The organism is Polynucleobacter sp. MWH-UH2A, assembly GCF_018687195.1.
Lineage (GTDB): Bacteria > Pseudomonadota > Gammaproteobacteria > Burkholderiales > Burkholderiaceae > Polynucleobacter.
Window position 1 is genome coordinate 1,560,340 of sequence record NZ_CP061321.1, and the last position, 16,420, is coordinate 1,576,759.

The 16,420-nt window shown below is 45.9% G+C and carries 17 protein-coding genes; 1 reads left to right on the plus strand and 16 read right to left on the minus strand.

Features of this window, described 5'->3' with window-relative positions; translation table 11 throughout:
* Window position 1: 1 nt before the first annotated feature.
* Entirely contained in the window at window positions 2–2,443 is a 2,442-nt protein-coding gene (locus IC571_RS08120) for a heavy metal translocating P-type ATPase (RefSeq protein WP_215315845.1), read from the minus strand.
* 10 nt (window positions 2,444–2,453) lie between these two features.
* Entirely contained in the window at window positions 2,454–3,689 is a 1,236-nt protein-coding gene (locus IC571_RS08125; protein WP_215315846.1) for an MFS transporter, read from the minus strand.
* A gap of 86 nt (window positions 3,690–3,775) precedes the next feature.
* Between IC571_RS08125 and IC571_RS08130 the strand changes: the two genes are divergently transcribed.
* Window positions 3,776–4,747, plus strand: a complete 972-nt coding sequence (locus tag IC571_RS08130; protein WP_215315847.1) for a tripartite tricarboxylate transporter substrate binding protein — start codon at window positions 3,776–3,778, stop codon at window positions 4,745–4,747.
* 6 nt (window positions 4,748–4,753) lie between these two features.
* Here the strand turns inward: IC571_RS08130 and IC571_RS08135 are convergent, their stop codons facing one another.
* From IC571_RS08135 to ccmA, 14 genes are all read right to left on the minus strand, one after another.
* On the minus strand, window positions 4,754–5,083 hold the full coding sequence (locus IC571_RS08135) for a hypothetical protein (RefSeq protein WP_215315848.1): 330 nt from the start codon (window positions 5,081–5,083) through the stop codon (window positions 4,754–4,756).
* On the minus strand, window positions 5,080–6,447 hold the full coding sequence (locus IC571_RS08140) for an acyclic terpene utilization AtuA family protein (RefSeq protein ID WP_215315850.1): 1,368 nt from the start codon (window positions 6,445–6,447) through the stop codon (window positions 5,080–5,082). Before IC571_RS08140 ends, IC571_RS08135 begins: the two co-directional genes overlap by 4 nt.
* 14 nt (window positions 6,448–6,461) lie before the next feature.
* On the minus strand, window positions 6,462–7,217 hold the full coding sequence (locus IC571_RS08145) for a 2OG-Fe dioxygenase family protein (RefSeq protein ID WP_215315852.1): 756 nt from the start codon (window positions 7,215–7,217) through the stop codon (window positions 6,462–6,464).
* 26 nt (window positions 7,218–7,243) lie between these two features.
* Window positions 7,244–8,212 (minus strand): tripartite tricarboxylate transporter substrate binding protein, encoded by a 969-nt coding sequence (locus IC571_RS08150; RefSeq protein WP_215315853.1) that lies wholly within the window; start codon window positions 8,210–8,212, stop codon window positions 7,244–7,246.
* Window positions 8,213–8,292: 80 nt separating this feature from the next.
* Window positions 8,293–9,597, minus strand: coding sequence for a TAXI family TRAP transporter solute-binding subunit (locus tag IC571_RS08155; RefSeq protein ID WP_215315855.1), 1,305 nt, complete (start codon window positions 9,595–9,597; stop codon window positions 8,293–8,295).
* Between the two features lie 17 nt (window positions 9,598–9,614).
* On the minus strand, window positions 9,615–10,799 hold the full coding sequence (ccmI, locus tag IC571_RS08160; protein ID WP_215315857.1) for a c-type cytochrome biogenesis protein CcmI: 1,185 nt from the start codon (window positions 10,797–10,799) through the stop codon (window positions 9,615–9,617).
* Between the two features lie 4 nt (window positions 10,800–10,803).
* A complete protein-coding gene (locus tag IC571_RS08165) occupies window positions 10,804–11,277 on the minus strand; it encodes a cytochrome c-type biogenesis protein (RefSeq protein ID WP_215315859.1) in 474 nt (157 codons plus the stop codon).
* The gene (locus tag IC571_RS08170; RefSeq protein WP_215315861.1) at window positions 11,274–11,804 is read right to left on the minus strand and encodes a DsbE family thiol:disulfide interchange protein; all 531 of its coding nucleotides are present in this window, start codon (window positions 11,802–11,804) and stop codon (window positions 11,274–11,276) included. Before IC571_RS08170 ends, IC571_RS08165 begins: the two co-directional genes overlap by 4 nt.
* On the minus strand, window positions 11,801–13,720 hold the full coding sequence (locus IC571_RS08175) for a heme lyase CcmF/NrfE family subunit (RefSeq protein WP_215315863.1): 1,920 nt from the start codon (window positions 13,718–13,720) through the stop codon (window positions 11,801–11,803). The genes IC571_RS08170 and IC571_RS08175 overlap by 4 nt, the downstream gene beginning before the upstream one ends.
* Window positions 13,717–14,151 (minus strand): cytochrome c maturation protein CcmE, encoded by a 435-nt coding sequence (gene ccmE / locus IC571_RS08180; protein WP_215315865.1) that lies wholly within the window; start codon window positions 14,149–14,151, stop codon window positions 13,717–13,719. The genes IC571_RS08175 and ccmE overlap by 4 nt, the downstream gene beginning before the upstream one ends.
* Window positions 14,148–14,336 (minus strand): heme exporter protein CcmD, encoded by a 189-nt coding sequence (gene ccmD, locus IC571_RS08185; protein ID WP_215315867.1) that lies wholly within the window; start codon window positions 14,334–14,336, stop codon window positions 14,148–14,150. Before ccmD ends, ccmE begins: the two co-directional genes overlap by 4 nt.
* On the minus strand, window positions 14,336–15,106 hold the full coding sequence (gene ccmC / locus IC571_RS08190; protein WP_215315869.1) for a heme ABC transporter permease CcmC: 771 nt from the start codon (window positions 15,104–15,106) through the stop codon (window positions 14,336–14,338). The genes ccmD and ccmC overlap by 1 nt, the downstream gene beginning before the upstream one ends.
* On the minus strand, window positions 15,103–15,768 hold the full coding sequence (gene ccmB / locus IC571_RS08195; RefSeq protein WP_215315871.1) for a heme exporter protein CcmB: 666 nt from the start codon (window positions 15,766–15,768) through the stop codon (window positions 15,103–15,105). Before ccmB ends, ccmC begins: the two co-directional genes overlap by 4 nt.
* Window positions 15,765–16,412, minus strand: a complete 648-nt coding sequence (ccmA, locus tag IC571_RS08200) for a cytochrome c biogenesis heme-transporting ATPase CcmA (protein ID WP_215315872.1) — start codon at window positions 16,410–16,412, stop codon at window positions 15,765–15,767. Before ccmA ends, ccmB begins: the two co-directional genes overlap by 4 nt.
* Window positions 16,413–16,420: the final 8 nt, after the last annotated feature.

The window sequence follows — 16,420 nt, forward strand, 5'->3', positions numbered from 1 at the left end:
TCTATGCCTTTCTTAAGCGCCAAGCATTTAATGTGACCGCCAAAGAAGAGAGAGACATCCCTATTCCCGCTACCCAAGGATTTACCAGACCCAACATTGCCGCTGGTATTACTAAGACGTTGTATACCAATGCCCACAACAAATTTTGCTTAATGATGGCTTGAGTCTTATCAGCTAGAGCAACTGCATTTGCTAGAGGCTCTAAGGAGCTTGAAATCAAAATTGCATCTGCGCCAGCAGCAGCAAGTGGTGCGCCTGCACCTACCGCAATAGAGACATCGGCGCGCGCCAGCAATGGCGCATCATTTACACCATCTCCAATAGCCCAAACAAAACACCCTTCTTTTTGCAATTGCTCAATGTAATCAAACTTATCTTCAGGTGTGCAAGCACCACGATAGTGTTCGATGCCTACTTCTTTTGCCCACCAAGCTACTGTTTGGGCATTATCACCAGACACCAAGTGCAGTCGAATATGCTTTCTCTTTACTGCTTGCAATAGCTTTTCTAGGCCTGGTCGCGGCGTGTCCAAGAAAACAAAGCTTGCGATTAAACCTTGCTCATCTGCTAAATGGACTTGACCATATTGCCCCTCAGCAGAATCCATTAAATTCTGCTGCAGGCCTAGCCAATGGGCGCTTCCCAGTCGATATGGGCCAGAGCTGAGACCCTTCCCTAGTAAATTATTCACCGGTTCAGATAGAGCTACGGGGATAATATTTTCTAGCTCAACAGCGCGCAATATTGATAGGGCCAACGGATGCTTTTGACCAACTTCTAGCGCCGCTGCAATCGCTAATGCATCTTGTCTAGAAAACCCAGATCGCAGGAGCGCAATTTTTTTCAGCTCAGGCTGACCCATAGTCAGCGTGCCAGTTTTATCTAAAACTAAATCACTTGCTTTCGATAAACCTTCAAGAACGTGACCACGCACAATCAACAAGCCCAATTTTGTAACAGCACCCTGTGCTGCTGCAAGCGCCGTTGGAACTGCTAGCGAGAGTGCGCACGGACAACTTGCTACCAAAACGGATACCAATACTGTCCATGCTTGGCTCGGATCAAAGTACAGCCAAATAGCTGCAGATACAAATGCGCTCAGCAAGAGAAATCCGACAAAATAAGCTGTCCATTTTTCTGCAAGACTAACCATGACAGGTTTGGCAAGTAGCGCTTGGTCTAGCAAGGAAGCAATACCGGCAATGCGAGTTGACTGTCCAATGGCATCAATTCGCATAATTAGGGGATTCAGAATATTGTGGGTTCCGGCATAGACGCGATCGCCAACTTGTTTCTCAACAGGTTTGGACTCCCCAGTAAGCAAAGATTCATCTAAGGAGCTTGGGTTTTCAAGCAAAACACCATCGGCAGGAAGTACTTCGCCTGGTGATACTCGTAAGTAATCACCCGTAACGCAATTGACTACAGGCACTACCGAGGTTGCCCTTGACTCTGGGTAATTGCTTAATCGCTCACAGGTTGCAGGAAGTTGTTTTGCTAATGCTTCTGCACCACCTTGTGCATCTTGTCTGGCTAATAACTCCACATAACGCGCAGCCAAAATAAATGCGACAAACATCGTGATGGAATCAAAATAACTCTGCCCTGATCCTTTAATGAGATTAATCGTGCCAGCGGTAAATGCCAGAAATAGTGCCAGGGCAATTGGCACATCCATACCCAACAGATGTGTTTTCTGAAATGTCCGGACGCTGCGCCAAGCAGCCTGAAAAATAGGACCCGCTGAATACACCATCACGGGAACGGTCAAGGCCCAACTCGTCCAACCCAATAACACCTCAAACTCAGGCGTAATATCCGCGCCCACATAACTTGGCCATGCATACATCATGACCTGCATCATTCCTAACATCGCCACGCCAAGCCTTGTTAATAATTGACGGCGCTCCTTCTTTGATCTTTCCGCTGAGAGCGATGGTTCAAATGGCCAAGCCTCATAGCCAATGCGCTCAATTTCAAATAATAGGCGCGCAAGACTAGTCTTCTCTGGTGAGAAACGCACAATGACTTTCTGCGTTACGTAGTTAATTTGCACTTCCTTCACACCAGAAATTCTTCGGAGGTGTTGCTCACACAACCATACACATGCAGCACAACGAATTTTTTCTAAGCGTAAGGTTGTTTGTAAATCGCCTGTATTGTCATCTAGGCGAGTAAAGCGCGAACACAATGAGGGATCATCGTAAGGCTTCAGATTTTCTGGAACCTCATTACCAGTAAGATAGGCAGCAGGCTTTTCGCCAGATTGTGCGCGTCGCGTATAAAAAACTTCAAGACCTTCACCATGAATCGTTTGGGCAATCGCCATGCAACCTGCACAACAAAATTGCCGCTGTACACCCGCTAACTCGGCCTCTATCAGCTCATTGGGCAGAATGCCGCTTGAGCAGTGGTAACACGTAAATGAAGGGCTGCTACTCATACTTGGTTAATCATGCAGTGGTTTTGTCAACCCAACCATTGCGACGTTCATAAATTACAAACAGAACGCCCCAAATCACGACAGCCGCATAAGCCCATATCCAAGCCGTGGAGGATGCACGCGATCCAGCAACATCCAATACAAAACCGAAAATAGCGGGCCCCATTAATCCACCGCCAAATCCCATCAAGGAATGTAAGCCCATCGCAGCACCTTTAATATTTTCTTGAGCGCTGATCACTAAACCTGCAGTTAATGTTGAAGAATCCGCCATGATGAAAATAGCGTGGCCAATTGCTAAGGCAACAACCAACCACCACGAGTGGCCAGTAGATGAGGCTAAAGCAATTCCCATAACCGCACTGGTCAGCATCACAATACAAACCCACTTTTGCCGTCCGACTCGTAAGGCTATTTCATTGCCAAGAATTGATGAAGGTACGCCAAAGAAATTAATCACTCCAGCCAATGTGGTGGCGGTTAAAAAGAAGCTTTCCCCCGAAGCAACGGCACAAAATGCAAAGAACGCCACAATCCAACTTCTAGAAGCAAACAGCTCTAAAGAGTGCGCGGTATAACCAAAAATGAATCCTGATGCCTTTTTATCCATCAAGACTAACTTCCATTTATCCACTGGAAATATGTCATGCAAGCGAATTCGAATCGGACCCTTCCACTTTTCATGTGCTAACGGCGGAATACAAAAGAGCACAATCAAAAATGCTGTAAACGGTCCTAGCGCAATAATGCCAAATACATAATGCCAACCCAGAGCACTCAAAATCCATCCGGAACATAAATAAGAAAAACCGGTGCCAATACCAAAGAACGCTGTGTAAAAAGCAATATGCCTAGTTAACTCCCCAGACTGAATACGATCAGACAATATTTTGAGTCCCGGCATATAGGTTCCAGCAAGACCAGCGCCATTGATGGACATAAATAACAGTGCCGTCCAAAAGTTGTGGGCCAAGAGGCTCATGCCCAATAAACCTGAGGTGGCAGAGAGACCTCCTACTAAATACACCTTACGAGCATCCACTCGATCGGTAAGGGCTGTCGCTAGAGGTACAGCCAACATATAGCCAAAGAAAAACGCGCTTGCAATTAAACCGGACTGAAGGTTAGTTAAATGCCACTCTTCCTGCAAAGGAGCGAGCACAACGGCATAACACGCGAAACCCAATAAAGCGCAGGTTTGCGCCATAAGCATAAAGGGGGTGTAGCCAACTGATCGAAAGCGCATAAGGTGCCGATAAAAAGGTCAACCCAATTCTACTCGCCTAGAGGATCGAGACCCGCTACACTAATAAAAAACAGAATGGAGACAATATGAAACGTGCAATTTTCCTAGGCTACCTTGCTAGCGCAATGCTTGCACTCAGCAGTCAATTCGCATTTGCAGATAATTATCCCTCTAAACCCATCAAGGCGATTGTTCCCTTTGCACCAGGCAGTGCCACTGATCAAATTGGTCGCGCTTTCGCCGCAAAGATGGCTGAATCCCTTGGACAACCAGTAGTTGTTGAAAATCGACCCGGGGCAAATGGAATGATCGGCGCTGATGTCGTTGCAAAATCTCCCGCTGATGGCTACACCCTGCTCTTTGGAACCAATAGCACCAACGCTGCGTTAAAAAGTTTAGTCAAGAACTTACCTTATAACCAAGATACAGCATTTACTCCAATTGGTTACTTTGGCTCAGTACCATTAATTGTTGCCATCAATAATGATGTGCCAGCTAAATCGCTTAATGGTTTTGTTTCCCTTGCGAAAGCCAATCCTGGAAAAATGACTTTTGCTTATGCCAGCACATCTCAACGCGTCTCCTCTGAAATATTAGCTAGCGATGCCGGGATCAAGATGACTGGCGTTTCTTATAAGAGCGGCCCCAATGCAATGACTGATCTCATTGGCGGTCAAGTCAATATGTTCACGGCAGACTTTGCAGTGACCTTGCCACAAGTTCAAGCAGGAAAAATTCGAGGTCTAGCAGTGACCTCAATGAAACGCTCACCAGCTATTCCCGAATTACCAACTGTCAATGAGGCGTTAGGTATTAAGAACTATGAATTGATTGCGTTCTTTGCAGCCTTTGGTCCTGCTGGGATGCCTAAGGATGCGGTAATGAAACTTAATAAGGCAATTAACGATGCCGCTAAATCTAAAGAGCTAACAGAACGCTTTGCTTCCCTGGGCTTTGAAACACAACCTGGAAGCCCTGAAGCGCTTGGTCAAAAAATTAAGCTAGAAACTGCAAAGTGGGCACAAGCAATTAAAGCTGCTGGAATGGAAGCGGAATAAGTCACTTTAGCTGATATCAATCTCCATGGATAAGAGCCAATAAGAAAGGCTCTTGCCATGAGAGTCCAGATTTAATGAAAGATTGACGCCACCATCCAATAGGTCGTCAATAACAAAGTTGAGCGCTTGTAAGTTCGGTAGCTCATAGCGCTTCACGGCACTGGGATTACGAAACTCAAAATGAGCCTTAACTTTTTCTTCCGTTAATTCTCTTTGCAAGATCAAAAAATCCTCTTTCCGATACGCAATCACACTAATATTAGAGCGAGAACCCTTATCACCTGTACGTGCATGGGCAATGTAATGAAGAGGTGCTAAATGATTTTTCACTTTCACTTTCCCGCTCCATAAAAGGAATAGGAAGGTTTTATTTCATCCCGAGGAATCAGGGCGACTAGAGTATTCAATCTGGGCTTTAGACTGGTTCTCACGCCCCCACCCCCAGCAGGACCACATGTATATAAAGCAGTCACTTCACGACATACTTTTATTGCCAACCCTCGATCTTGATGAGCTGCTGCAACGCGCAAACGAATATCTTCAAAGGATTGTGAAGGCTTAATTACGGGACCCTCTCCAGCATCACTCACGAAGACGCTGGATGATCCAATAAAATCAACTCTAAGAGTTAACTCTTTGCCAATGCGATCGCGAATAATTTTCGCCGCTAGCTGAGCGCGCTCAAGAGCATGGTGACCTGCATAAGAAATCTCTGCTTCAGCCAACCAACCACCATCGATGCAAATATTCGCCTTCAGAGAATCGGGTCTAGGATGCCCCTTAACACCTATTAACTCGACTCGGTTATCCCCACAATCATGAATCGTAGCCTGAGTAATGTCCGCCACTACATCTGGAGTCAAATAAGCGGCAGGATCATGCAGCTCATATAGCAATTGCTCCGTGACAGTTAAACGATTAACAACACCGCCTGTACCCTCTGGCTTGGTAACGCAAATATTTCCTTGCGCATCAAACTCGATAATAGGGAAACCTACCTGACTTAAATTGGGAACCTCTTTATATCCCGGGTCTGCAAAGTACCCACCAGTGACTTGTGCTCCACACTCCAGCAAATGCCCAGCCATAGTAGCGCTAGCTAAAAAATTCCAATCATCCCAGCGCCTTTTAAAGTGGGCCATTAATGGGCCGACGGTAAGAGCGGGATCAGCAACCCTACCGGTCACTACAACTTGAGCACCAGAGCTTATTGCGTTGGCAATTTCTTTAGCGCCAAGATATACATTCGCACTGACGAGCTGACTACGCTCCAATAGACCCTTATCTGACTTTGTAAGATGTGCATTAATAGTGGCTTGATACTCAGACCCAGAAATGTCATCACCCGTGACAACGGCAATCTTCAATTTTGGTAGATTTTTCTCTTTTGCTAAGCGCGCAATAACTGCAGCGGCAGCAAACGGATTGGCAGCACCAAAATTCCCCACAATCGGAATACCTGCTTGCACACAATCCAACAAGATAGGCTCCACCATCTCTTCAAGCAAGGGCTCATAGCCAAGATGATCATTCTGACGACGCTCCAATTGAGCAAGTGCTAGCGTTCTCTCGGCTAGGCTTTCAAAAATCAAGCAGGCAGGCCCACCACTTTTCAGCAAAGAGTCAACTAAGGGCTTGGCTACCCCCAGGCGATCTCCTGAGAACCCGGCGGCACATGCGACGCGATAGATATCCGACACGGCGTTATTAGAAATTATTGTTGATTGCGGTTAGGTGAATCCTGAAAACCATTAGATCTAAATGTGAGAACTAAGGTATCGCGATATCCGTAGTCGGCAAGCGGTTGAATAGGCGTAGATTCATGAATCATCCGCTCATCATTCATCAACAGCAGTGACCAAGGCTGAGATAAGGTAAAGCGTAACCCCGAAGAACCTTTTGCATCAAAGATGCGGGTTTCACCACCTTTGATACCCACGCGATTCAATAAAAATACTGCAACAAAATCCACTCCATCACGATGCGCGCCTTCGGGTGTTGGGCGCCCAATACCATCGGCAGTATCAATACGGAACTGATGCGCTTCTATAAACCATGTCTTGACTGGTTTTAAACCACTCAAGAGATTAGATAAACCAAGCAATACACCTTGCCATGCAGCATCACCAATGACCGCCGGAAGAATAGGCTCAAACCAACGCTCTATTCCTCCATGCAAGGCGTTGTAGTCGAGCGATTGCCAGTGAGCACGGTGCGGAACCAAATTCAAGTGTTGATTTTGAATTTCAAAGCTGGCATGCCGCCGAAAACGATAGCGACCTCCATCTTTTAAATAGGGATCGCGCGGCAAGCCTTCCCAATATTGAGAAAGATTTTGCAAGCTGACTAAGGGCACACCACTCACTTCCGCTACGGTTTCTGGAGATGCGACCACAAAACCATCCCGACTCAAAGCTTGAGCAAGTTCTTTGGCTGAAGTCAGCCTAGGCGAAAGAATGGCGGCGGTCATTGATTTATTGTAGGGCAAGCAAGCGCTTAATCAAGCTGAGCGCCAGATGCCTTCACTATTTTTGCCCACTTAGCTAATTCATCTTTAAGTAATCCAGAGAGTTTCACTGGCGGCACGGGATTCAGATCCAAACCTTGAGCAATCAATTTTTCCCGAACATCCGGCTTGGCCATCAGTTTATCCATTGCCATTTGAATTTTCTTAACAACATCTGGTGAAGTTCCGATTGGGGAAAATAGGGCAACCCATACCTCACCAACACAATCTGGATAGGTCTCTGCGATTGTCGGAATCTCTGGTGCTGCACTAGAACGCTTTGCCGAACTAATTGCAATTGCTTGTAGCTTGCCCGCTTTGATGTAATTTAATGCGGAGGGCAAACTAGCGAATGCCAAAGGAACTTGGCCACCGAGCACATCATTAATTGCAGGTGCTACGCCCTTATAGGGAATATGTTGCATATCAACACCAGCACTCGTATTAAGCATTGCGCCTAAGAGGTGACTAATAGTTCCATTGCCAGCAGAGGCATAAGACAGCTCACCGGGTTTCTTTTTAGCAGCAGCAATCACCTCAGCCAGGGTCTTGTATGGTGAGCCTGGTGGCGACACTAGAACATATGGTGTTGCACCGATGTAGTACAAGGGAACAAAATCGTTGATGGGATCAAAGCCCGGGTTCTTATATAAAGCAGGATTAATCGCTTGGGCACTATTAATCGTTAGAAGTAAGGTGTAACCATCCTTAGCGGAACGGGCAACGCTTTGCGTGCCAATGTTTCCACCAGCGCCAGGCCTATTCTCAACCACTACAGAACCGCCAATTGCCTCCCCAAATGCAGGCGTAATTAAACGCGCCACAATGTCATTTGTTCCACCTGCCGCTTGTGGAACCACTAAAGAAATCGGCTTGTTGGGATAAGGTTGCGCAGCTAACGACAGAGAAAGAAACGCTCCACCCGCAAGAGTGACTAACTTATAAATTAATTTATCCATTGCATTGTCTCCAGCTTTTTTATTTTTTAATGAACTACTAACGAGAGCCTCGTATACCCCTGAGGCTCTCGCTTGGGAACTCAGGAATACAGGTGCTTTAATCGTGCACGCACATCACCAACGTGACCCTTCAAGTCATACAACTCTTTAGAGTCCATCATCGATACCTTGATATTGCTGACACGCTTCTCAATGGTTTCTAGATCGCGAAAGTTTTTCTCCTTCAGATCAGGATTAAATGCATTTCTCTCAAGCTCGCGTAGTTCCGCATATACCTGAGCTAGCTTTAATCTCAGCAAAAAGTTCTTTGCCGAAGGAATATAGGTAAAGAGTGGAATCAAAATAACCAATAGTGGGATCACAATCTTGACGAAGCGCCCTACCCAAACCGCAGTCCAGAATGGCAGATGGCGATGTAAAAATGATGGGCCATCTTTTAAATAGATTTCTGCATCGACGTGCAAGGGAAAATCCATGCCAACACCAGAAGGGAACTCTCCTGGTTTTTGCAAACGAGAATAGGATTTCAAAATGTCATAAGAGGCACTCAGCATGAGCGAGATCATTGCCGGGCTGACTTTATCTTGTGTCACCAAAGTGGCGGTTGGCGCAATCACCTGAATGTCTTGCCTTGGAACATCGTGCTCAATACTCAATAAACCCCTAGGAACACTGACCTTAGATAAGTAAGGCAAGTTACGTGTATAGGCATCCGCTTGATCAAAGCTCATCAATCGAATGCCAGGAACTTCATAGAATTTTTTCAAAATCGGAGCTTCAGCTGCGGCCACGATGAATACCGCATCCAACTCACCATTACTGAGCTTTGCCAATGCTTGATCTGGCTTTAATTTTTCACCGTGGATTTCATTTTCTTTTATGCCGCTAATTTTCAGTAAAGCCGTGCTTAAGGCAAGTGTTCCGCTTCCCTCATTACCGATGGCCACTCGTTTACCTTTGAGTTGACCTAATACCTGTAAGCGTCCGCCTTCACTTTTAAATCCTGATTCGCGATACCAGACCCAGATGGGCTCGTAGAACATGCCGGCAATAGAAACCAAATTGGGATATTTGCTGACATCAGCAACACCACCCTGCACCATGGCGAAATTCACACCAGAGTTTGGGTCATTTAATAAACCCAAGTTATCAATCGTTCCGCCTGTTGCCTTTACTTCTAGATTGACGCCATCTTTAGCAACCTCTTCTTTGAGGCGTTCACCAAATTGGTAATAGAGACCCGTTGGAAATCCCGTAGCCATCTCGATCACTTTTGGTGGTGGCGGCACCAAAATCCATAACACCGTAAAAATAGCAACCAGCACCACACAGAAACCCACAGCAATCGCAAAAGGGTTGTATAGATATCTTTTATAAGTTGTCATAGAGTGGGATTAAATAATTACGGATAAACCTGATTAACTAATATACGTACTTTAGCTGAACCCAGCTTGACAGTTTGCACTGCGGACATCAAATCACCTGGCTCAGCCTTTGCCATACCAGTCTTGGAAATTCGCACTTCAATATTGACCTCAGATAGCTCAGAAATGCGCTTATTCGGATTCATAGCCAATGAGTCATCCAATACAAAGCTAAATGGAAATTGACTTACAGGTACTTTTAGAACAGCTACCGGCATACGCTCGCCCGGCTGTCTTGCAATGACCATCAACATATCTCCAGGCCTTACCTTGGGCTTGAGCTCAGCGGACAACTCAATTTGACCGCTGATTGTTTTTCCAGCTGCCGCAGGGGTGGCAGCAATCCCACCCTTCGAACGTGCTTCCTCAATAGAGCCAGCAATAGCGCGTGCCTCATCTGATCCCGGAGGCAGCAATTTGGCAAGCTTCTCCCAAGTTTGAGCTGCCGAAGAATAATTCCCATTGGTATAGGCAGCAGTGCCAGATAACCATAGCGCTAACAAATTATTAGGATCTAATTTAAGGGACTGTTGAAGAAGTAGCGTTGGCTTACCCGCAAAACTTCCATTAGCAACACCTACTAACACATCTGCATATTCAGCCAAAAGCTCAGGATCATCGTTAATGAAGTTGCCCGCGCGAGCGTATGCTTTTGCGGCATCTTGATTACGCCCCAAGATGCGATAGGAGCGTGCCAACATGGCCCACCCCTTCAGATTGCCTGGGTCCTTCTCCATCTTGAGTGCAAAATCAGCAACCATTTGCTCGACGCCCGCTTGAGTCATGGGCTTTTGATCATTTCTTTGTGCTACTCGATATGCATCGCCTAGGATGAGATATAAACCAACAGATAAAAGAACGATGAATACACTGAGACCAATAATGACTTTTTTGGTGGAGCCCATTACCGCCTTGTCATCTTCAACCTCTGCATCCTGGAAAAGACGCTGACGCATCTCAGCATGACTCATTTCATACTCTTGCGCATCAATTCTTCCGGCCGCTCGCTCTGTTGCTAACTTCTCTAGCTCTTCTTGGTATATAGCGGCATTCATTTGACGACGCGACGTACTTTCAGAACCTTTACTAAAGATGAATGGTCTAAGCAACAGTGCTAGAACTATTGCCAACAGAAGCAAGGCGGGAATGAGAAAACTAATCATAATGTCAGACCCGATCATCCTTAGAAAGCGTATCAAGAAGATCATCAACCTTTTGATTCTCTTCAGCGCTTAGTTCTTTTGCGGCAACATTAGTATTGCGACGGCGTAAGTAGGAAAATAAAAAACCAATACCAATCAGCAAAATTACAAACGGGCCGATCCACAAAAGCCAAGTAATTGGCTTGACGGGTGGACGATACAGCACAAAATCACCGTAACGCTCCACCATAAAGCTGCGAATCTGCTCATCACTCTTGCCTTGTTTGATGAGCGTACGAATTTCTCTACGAAGATCATTTGCTAGATCAGAACGTGATCCTGCCAAAGATTCATTTTGGCAAACTAAACAGCGCATTTCTTCAGATATGCTAATTAAGCGCTGCTCGGTTACTGGATCATCCGCCAGTGGCACGGCATCATTTGCATATGACATCTGCAAAATGAAGATGGAAGCAATCACCAAGAAAAACGATTTCATGATTTTTTCAACTCATGAATTAATGGATACATTTTTTCATTTAATACTTCCATCGTGACAGGACCGATATGCTTGAAACGGATAACACCCGCCTGATCAATGATGTATGTTTCAGGGACGCCATACACCCCATAATCAATACCCACTCTGCCATTCGCATCAAACGCTGACAACACATAGGGATCACCTTGACGTTGCAACATCGCTAAAGCATCTTCACGCTTATCTTTGTAATCAAGGCCAATTACAGGTGCTTGCCCAGATTTTGCCAACTCAACCAATACCGGATGCTCCTCACGACAAGCGACGCACCAAGATGCCCACACATTCAGAATCCACACCTGACCCTTCATGCTGACTGGCGAAAACGTTTTATTAGGTTGAGCCAATTGCGCAACCTCAAAAGCAGGTGCTGGCTTATTAATGAGAGGTGAAGGCACCTCACGTGGATCGCGGTTGAGGCCAATACCTAAAAATATCACCAAGACAATAAATAAAAGCAATGGTATTAAAAATTTAGCCTTCATGGCGAGACCTTCTTCAATTTCATGCGGTAACGCTTATCCATCATCGCCAAGATTCCGCCCAAAGCCATCAATAAGCAGCCACCCCAAATCCAGTCCACAAATGGCTTGTAGTAAACGCGCACAGCCCATGCTTTATCACTCAATTCTTCACCAAGGGATACATAAACATCACGAGTTAAGCCGATATCAATTGCAGCCTCGGTCATTGGCATGGTAGATGAGAAGTAATTGCGCTTTTCAGGATACAAAATGGCCTGAGTTGATCCATTCTTGCTTAAGGTGAATGTGCCACGCATTGCCTGATAGTTCGGTCCAGGGACAAGCTCAACACCCTCCAGTTGAATTTGATAACCCCCAACGCTCACTGTGTCACCAGCAAGCATGCGTACATCTTTTTCTTCTTGATATGCGCCCACCATAGTGACGCCAATAACAAAGATCGCTATTCCTAGATGTGCCAGCTGCATACCAATAAAGGAACGCGTTGGCTTGCCCAATTTGATCTGTCGCAAAACTTGCAAAGAGCCTGAAGCAATAATCCAAAAAGCCAATAAGAAACCGAGACCAGCCAGCCAGGTGAATTGCCCCATGATCAAAGGAATCGCCACACCTGCGATGACTGCAACCAAACCGGCAGCCCATAAACGCTTAATGATTGACAGCAAATCGGTATTTTTCCAATTAGTCCAGGGACCCAAGCCCATCAATACCAAGAGTGGAACCATGATGGGTACAAAAACACTATTGAAGTATGGAGGCCCTACCGATATTTTTCCTAGGTGAAGCGCATCAATCAGCAAGGGATAAAGCGTTCCAAGCAATACAGATCCGGCCGCTACTACCAAGAACACATTGCCCAACAAAATGAAGGTCTCTCTAGAGCTCAGACTAAATTTGCCACCCAAGGTATTTTTTGGTGCACGCCATGCATACAGAGTTAAAGAAGAGCCCACTACTAAAGAGAGGAATATCAGAATAAATATTCCACGTCTTGGATCTGTCGCAAAAGCATGCACAGAAGTCAGCACACCAGAACGCACCAAGAATGTTCCCAATAGGGAGAGTGAGAAAGCAGTAATAGCTAAAAGTACAGTCCAACTCTTAAAGCCCCCGCGCTTTTCTGTTACTGCTAAAGAGTGCAGCAAAGCAGTGCCCACTAACCATGGAATAAATGAAGCGTTCTCTACAGGATCCCAGAACCACCAACCGCCCCAACCAAGTTCATAGTAAGCCCACCAAGATCCCAGCGCGATACCCAGCGTTAAAAATATCCAGGCTGCTGTAGTCCAAGGACGTGACCAACGAGCCCATGCCGCGTCTAATCTTCCAGAGAGCAAAGAAGCGATGGCAAAAGCAAAGGCCACAGAAAAACCAACATATCCCATGTACAACATTGGTGGATGAAACACCAAACCAGGATCCTGCAACAAAGGATTTAATGAACGTCCATCTTGGGCGGCAGGCAATAAACGCTCGAAGGGGTTTGAAGCTGTCAGCACAAACAACAACAAGCCACTGCTCACCAAGCCCAAAACACCAATCACTCTCGCAACCATAAATTCATCTAAGGCTTTTGAAAGCTGGGCAACCAAAATAGTCCAAGTGCTCAATAAGAAGATCCACAGCAATAACGAACCTTCATGACCACCCCATACTGCACCCAAGCGATAAATAACTGGTAACTGAGAATTGGAATGCTCTGCTACATAAAGAACGGAGAAGTCGTTGACGTAAAAACTCCATGACAGAGTTCCAAAAGCAATTGCCAGCAACAGAAACGCTGTTTGTGCAGCTGGTCGAGCCAGAACCAGGAATTCACGACGCCCATAATGTGCACCCAGTAAAGGCAAGATGCCTTGAATCAGCGCCACACAAAGCGCCAAGATCAGCGCGTAATGCCCAAACTCAGGAATCATTTCTGACTTCCATTTTTCTGCGCCTGCTCTAAAGCATGCTTTGCTTCTGGGGGCATGTAATTCTCATCATGCTTTGCCAGAACTTCACTTGCAACAAACTCGCCGTTAGGATTCAAGCGTCCTTGTATAACAGCGCCCTTACCCTCTTTAAATAGATCAGGAAGAATGCCGGTGTACGACACAGGAATATCTTTCACCATATCGGTGATCACAAAATGCACTGTCAAACCATCACGCTTTAAAGAGCCATCTCTCACCATACCGCCAATTCGAAATGCTTGACCCTGTGGAGCTCTCCCAGCAGCGACTTCACTTGGTGTGACATAAAGGGCAATATTGCTATTGAGCGCATTCAGAATAAGTAGGGCAGCAACTGCGATCACCGCTAATGCAGCAACAATAATGAGCGCGCGTTTGTGTCTTGGCTTCACTGGCGACCCTCTTTGTCAAACTGTTCTGCTAAATGCTCTTGCTGAAGTCGTTGAATAATGGCTTTTCTGCGAATGCGAATACTGATTGGCTCGACGAGCATCACCAATAAGCAAACTCCAAAGCTACACCATACATATAGGGCGTAACCACCCATCGCAAAAAACTCTGCTGGACTATTCCACATTAGCCTTTTACCTCATCTAGCTGCTTTACCCAATCTGCATGGGATTCACGCTCCAAAATAATCGCACGCACTCGCATCAAACCGACCGCAATCGAATACATCCAAAAACAGAGTGCCATCATCAGCATTCCCCACAACATCGTTTGTGCCATTGCAGGGGCTTTTGTTAATGAAACTGAAGCACCTTGATGCAAGGTATTCCACCATTTCACTGAGAAATAAATAATCGGCACATTTACGACACCAACTAATGCCAAGATTGCGCCTGCTTTATCTGCTCTACGTGGATTATCGATTGAGGCTTGTAATGCAATAAAACCCAAATACAAAAATAGCAAAATCAATTCCGATGTCAGGCGCGCATCCCAAACCCACCATGCACCCCACATTGGCTTACCCCAAAATGCACCAGTCCATAAAGACAAGAACGCCATCCAAGCACCAACCGGTGCCAAGGCTTGAGCCATCATCGCAGACAAACGTGTATTAAAGATGAGGCCCATTCCAGCCCAAAGCGCCATCACGATATAAATAAACATCGACATCCATGAGGCGGGAACATGAATAAAAATAATTCGGTAGCCTTGTCCTTGTACAGCATCCACAGGTGCAACAAAAAAGCCAATCCACAAACCAATCGCCCCGAACAGAGCTGTTAAGAGCCAGAAAAGAGGAATGAGCTTACCCGCAACCGGATAAAAGGTGCTTGGGCTTGATAACTTAAACCAATTAATCAAGCGGTTATTCGAAAAGGTATTGATCTCTGTCATTCAATTGCAATCTTTACAGCGCTAGCACTGACCCAAGGTACAAATGCTAAAGCCAAAATGAATATCGCGCCCAATAGGGAAAAATGTCCTGAAGCATCTAGACCAACGCTATAGGCATAAACTGCACCAGCACCAAAAATTAATACTGGAGTGTAAAGCGGCAAAATGAGCAAGCTAACAAGCAAACTACCGCCACGTACGCCAAGGGTCAGCGCCGCCCCAATTGATCCCAATAGAGATAACACTGGGGTACCCAATAAAAGCGTTCCCATTAATACATACAAAGAGGTTCTATCAAGATCAAACTGAATTCCAATAATCGGAGCCAAGATCACTAACGGAAGGCCGCAAACAATCCAATGTGCCAAAATTTTCCCTGCAACAATCATCACCATCGATTGAGGCGATAAGACCATTTGCTCAAGGGAACCATCCGCGTAATCTGTAGCAAACATGCGATGCAGTCCCAGCAAAGTGGATAACAACGCTGCAACCCAAATTACCCCTGGCGCCACTTTGCGCAAGAGTGCGGCATCTGCACCGATGCCGAGCGGGAAGAGACTAGTAACAACTACAAAGAAAAATAGAGCAGTAAGCACTTCGCTCTTACGGCGCGCTACCAATAACAAGTCACGATGGACCACCGCAAATAGAGCGCTCATAAGTCCAGCGCTCTCATATTAGGAATATTGACCGCTTGATGACTAGTCAATACCAACAAGCCACCCAAGGCTAAATGTTCAGCCATTAACTCTTCGAGTTGCGCAACTGCATTGACATCCAACGCATTGAAAGGCTCATCGAGTATCCACAACCTAGCTTGTCTCGTTAGCATACGCGCCATCAACACCCTACGTTTCTGCCCAGCTGATAAACAATTGACCGGCAGATTTTCACGGCCACGCAATCCAAAACGCCACAAGGCCGCTAACGCTTTCTCAACAGGTAGTGCAATGTCATCAAGTGCAGCGTAGATTTGGAGATTCTCAAGGGCAGTTAACTCCTCCTTGAGTGCATCGCGATGACCCAAAAACAATAGTTCGCGATGGTATCGATCCGTCTGTTTTGCAATGGATTCTTGATTCCAAAGAATCTGGCCTACATCGGGCTTAGATAAGCCAGTCAATAAACGTAACAAACTGGTTTTACCAACACCATTCTCACCGCGGACATGAAGACCATTCCCGGCGGATAAGTCAAAACTGATGCCGGAAAACAATTTCCGCTCACCCCGTACACAAGTCAAATCTCGAGCCTGTAGCGTCAAGCTGTTGGTACTGGAGGTTGTGGAAAAATGGACTGTCATGAGGGCTT

Bases quoted from the DNA above. Each gene is read 5' to 3' on its own strand.
- IC571_RS08170 (WP_215315861.1), bottom strand. From the start codon at position 11,804: ATGAAGGCTAAATTTTTAATACCATTGCTTTTATTTATTGTCTTGGTG.
- IC571_RS08175 (WP_215315863.1), bottom strand. From the start codon at position 13,720: ATGATTCCTGAGTTTGGGCATTACGCGCTGATCTTGGCGCTTTGTGTG.
- IC571_RS08155 (WP_215315855.1), bottom strand. From the start codon at position 9,597: ATGACAACTTATAAAAGATATCTATACAACCCTTTTGCGATTGCTGTG.
- IC571_RS08145 (WP_215315852.1), bottom strand. From the start codon at position 7,217: ATGACCGCCGCCATTCTTTCGCCTAGGCTGACTTCAGCCAAAGAACTT.
- ccmB (WP_215315871.1), bottom strand. From the start codon at position 15,768: ATGAGCGCTCTATTTGCGGTGGTCCATCGTGACTTGTTATTGGTAGCG.
- IC571_RS08120 (WP_215315845.1), bottom strand. From the start codon at position 2,443: ATGAGTAGCAGCCCTTCATTTACGTGTTACCACTGCTCAAGCGGCATT.
- IC571_RS08150 (WP_215315853.1), bottom strand. From the start codon at position 8,212: ATGGATAAATTAATTTATAAGTTAGTCACTCTTGCGGGTGGAGCGTTT.
- ccmA (WP_215315872.1), bottom strand. From the start codon at position 16,412: ATGACAGTCCATTTTTCCACAACCTCCAGTACCAACAGCTTGACGCTA.
- ccmC (WP_215315869.1), bottom strand. From the start codon at position 15,106: ATGACAGAGATCAATACCTTTTCGAATAACCGCTTGATTAATTGGTTT.
- IC571_RS08130 (WP_215315847.1), top strand. From the start codon at position 3,776: ATGAAACGTGCAATTTTCCTAGGCTACCTTGCTAGCGCAATGCTTGCA.
- ccmI (WP_215315857.1), bottom strand. From the start codon at position 10,799: ATGATTAGTTTTCTCATTCCCGCCTTGCTTCTGTTGGCAATAGTTCTA.
- IC571_RS08125 (WP_215315846.1), bottom strand. From the start codon at position 3,689: ATGCGCTTTCGATCAGTTGGCTACACCCCCTTTATGCTTATGGCGCAA.
- ccmD (WP_215315867.1), bottom strand. From the start codon at position 14,336: ATGTGGAATAGTCCAGCAGAGTTTTTTGCGATGGGTGGTTACGCCCTA.
- IC571_RS08165 (WP_215315859.1), bottom strand. From the start codon at position 11,277: ATGAAATCGTTTTTCTTGGTGATTGCTTCCATCTTCATTTTGCAGATG.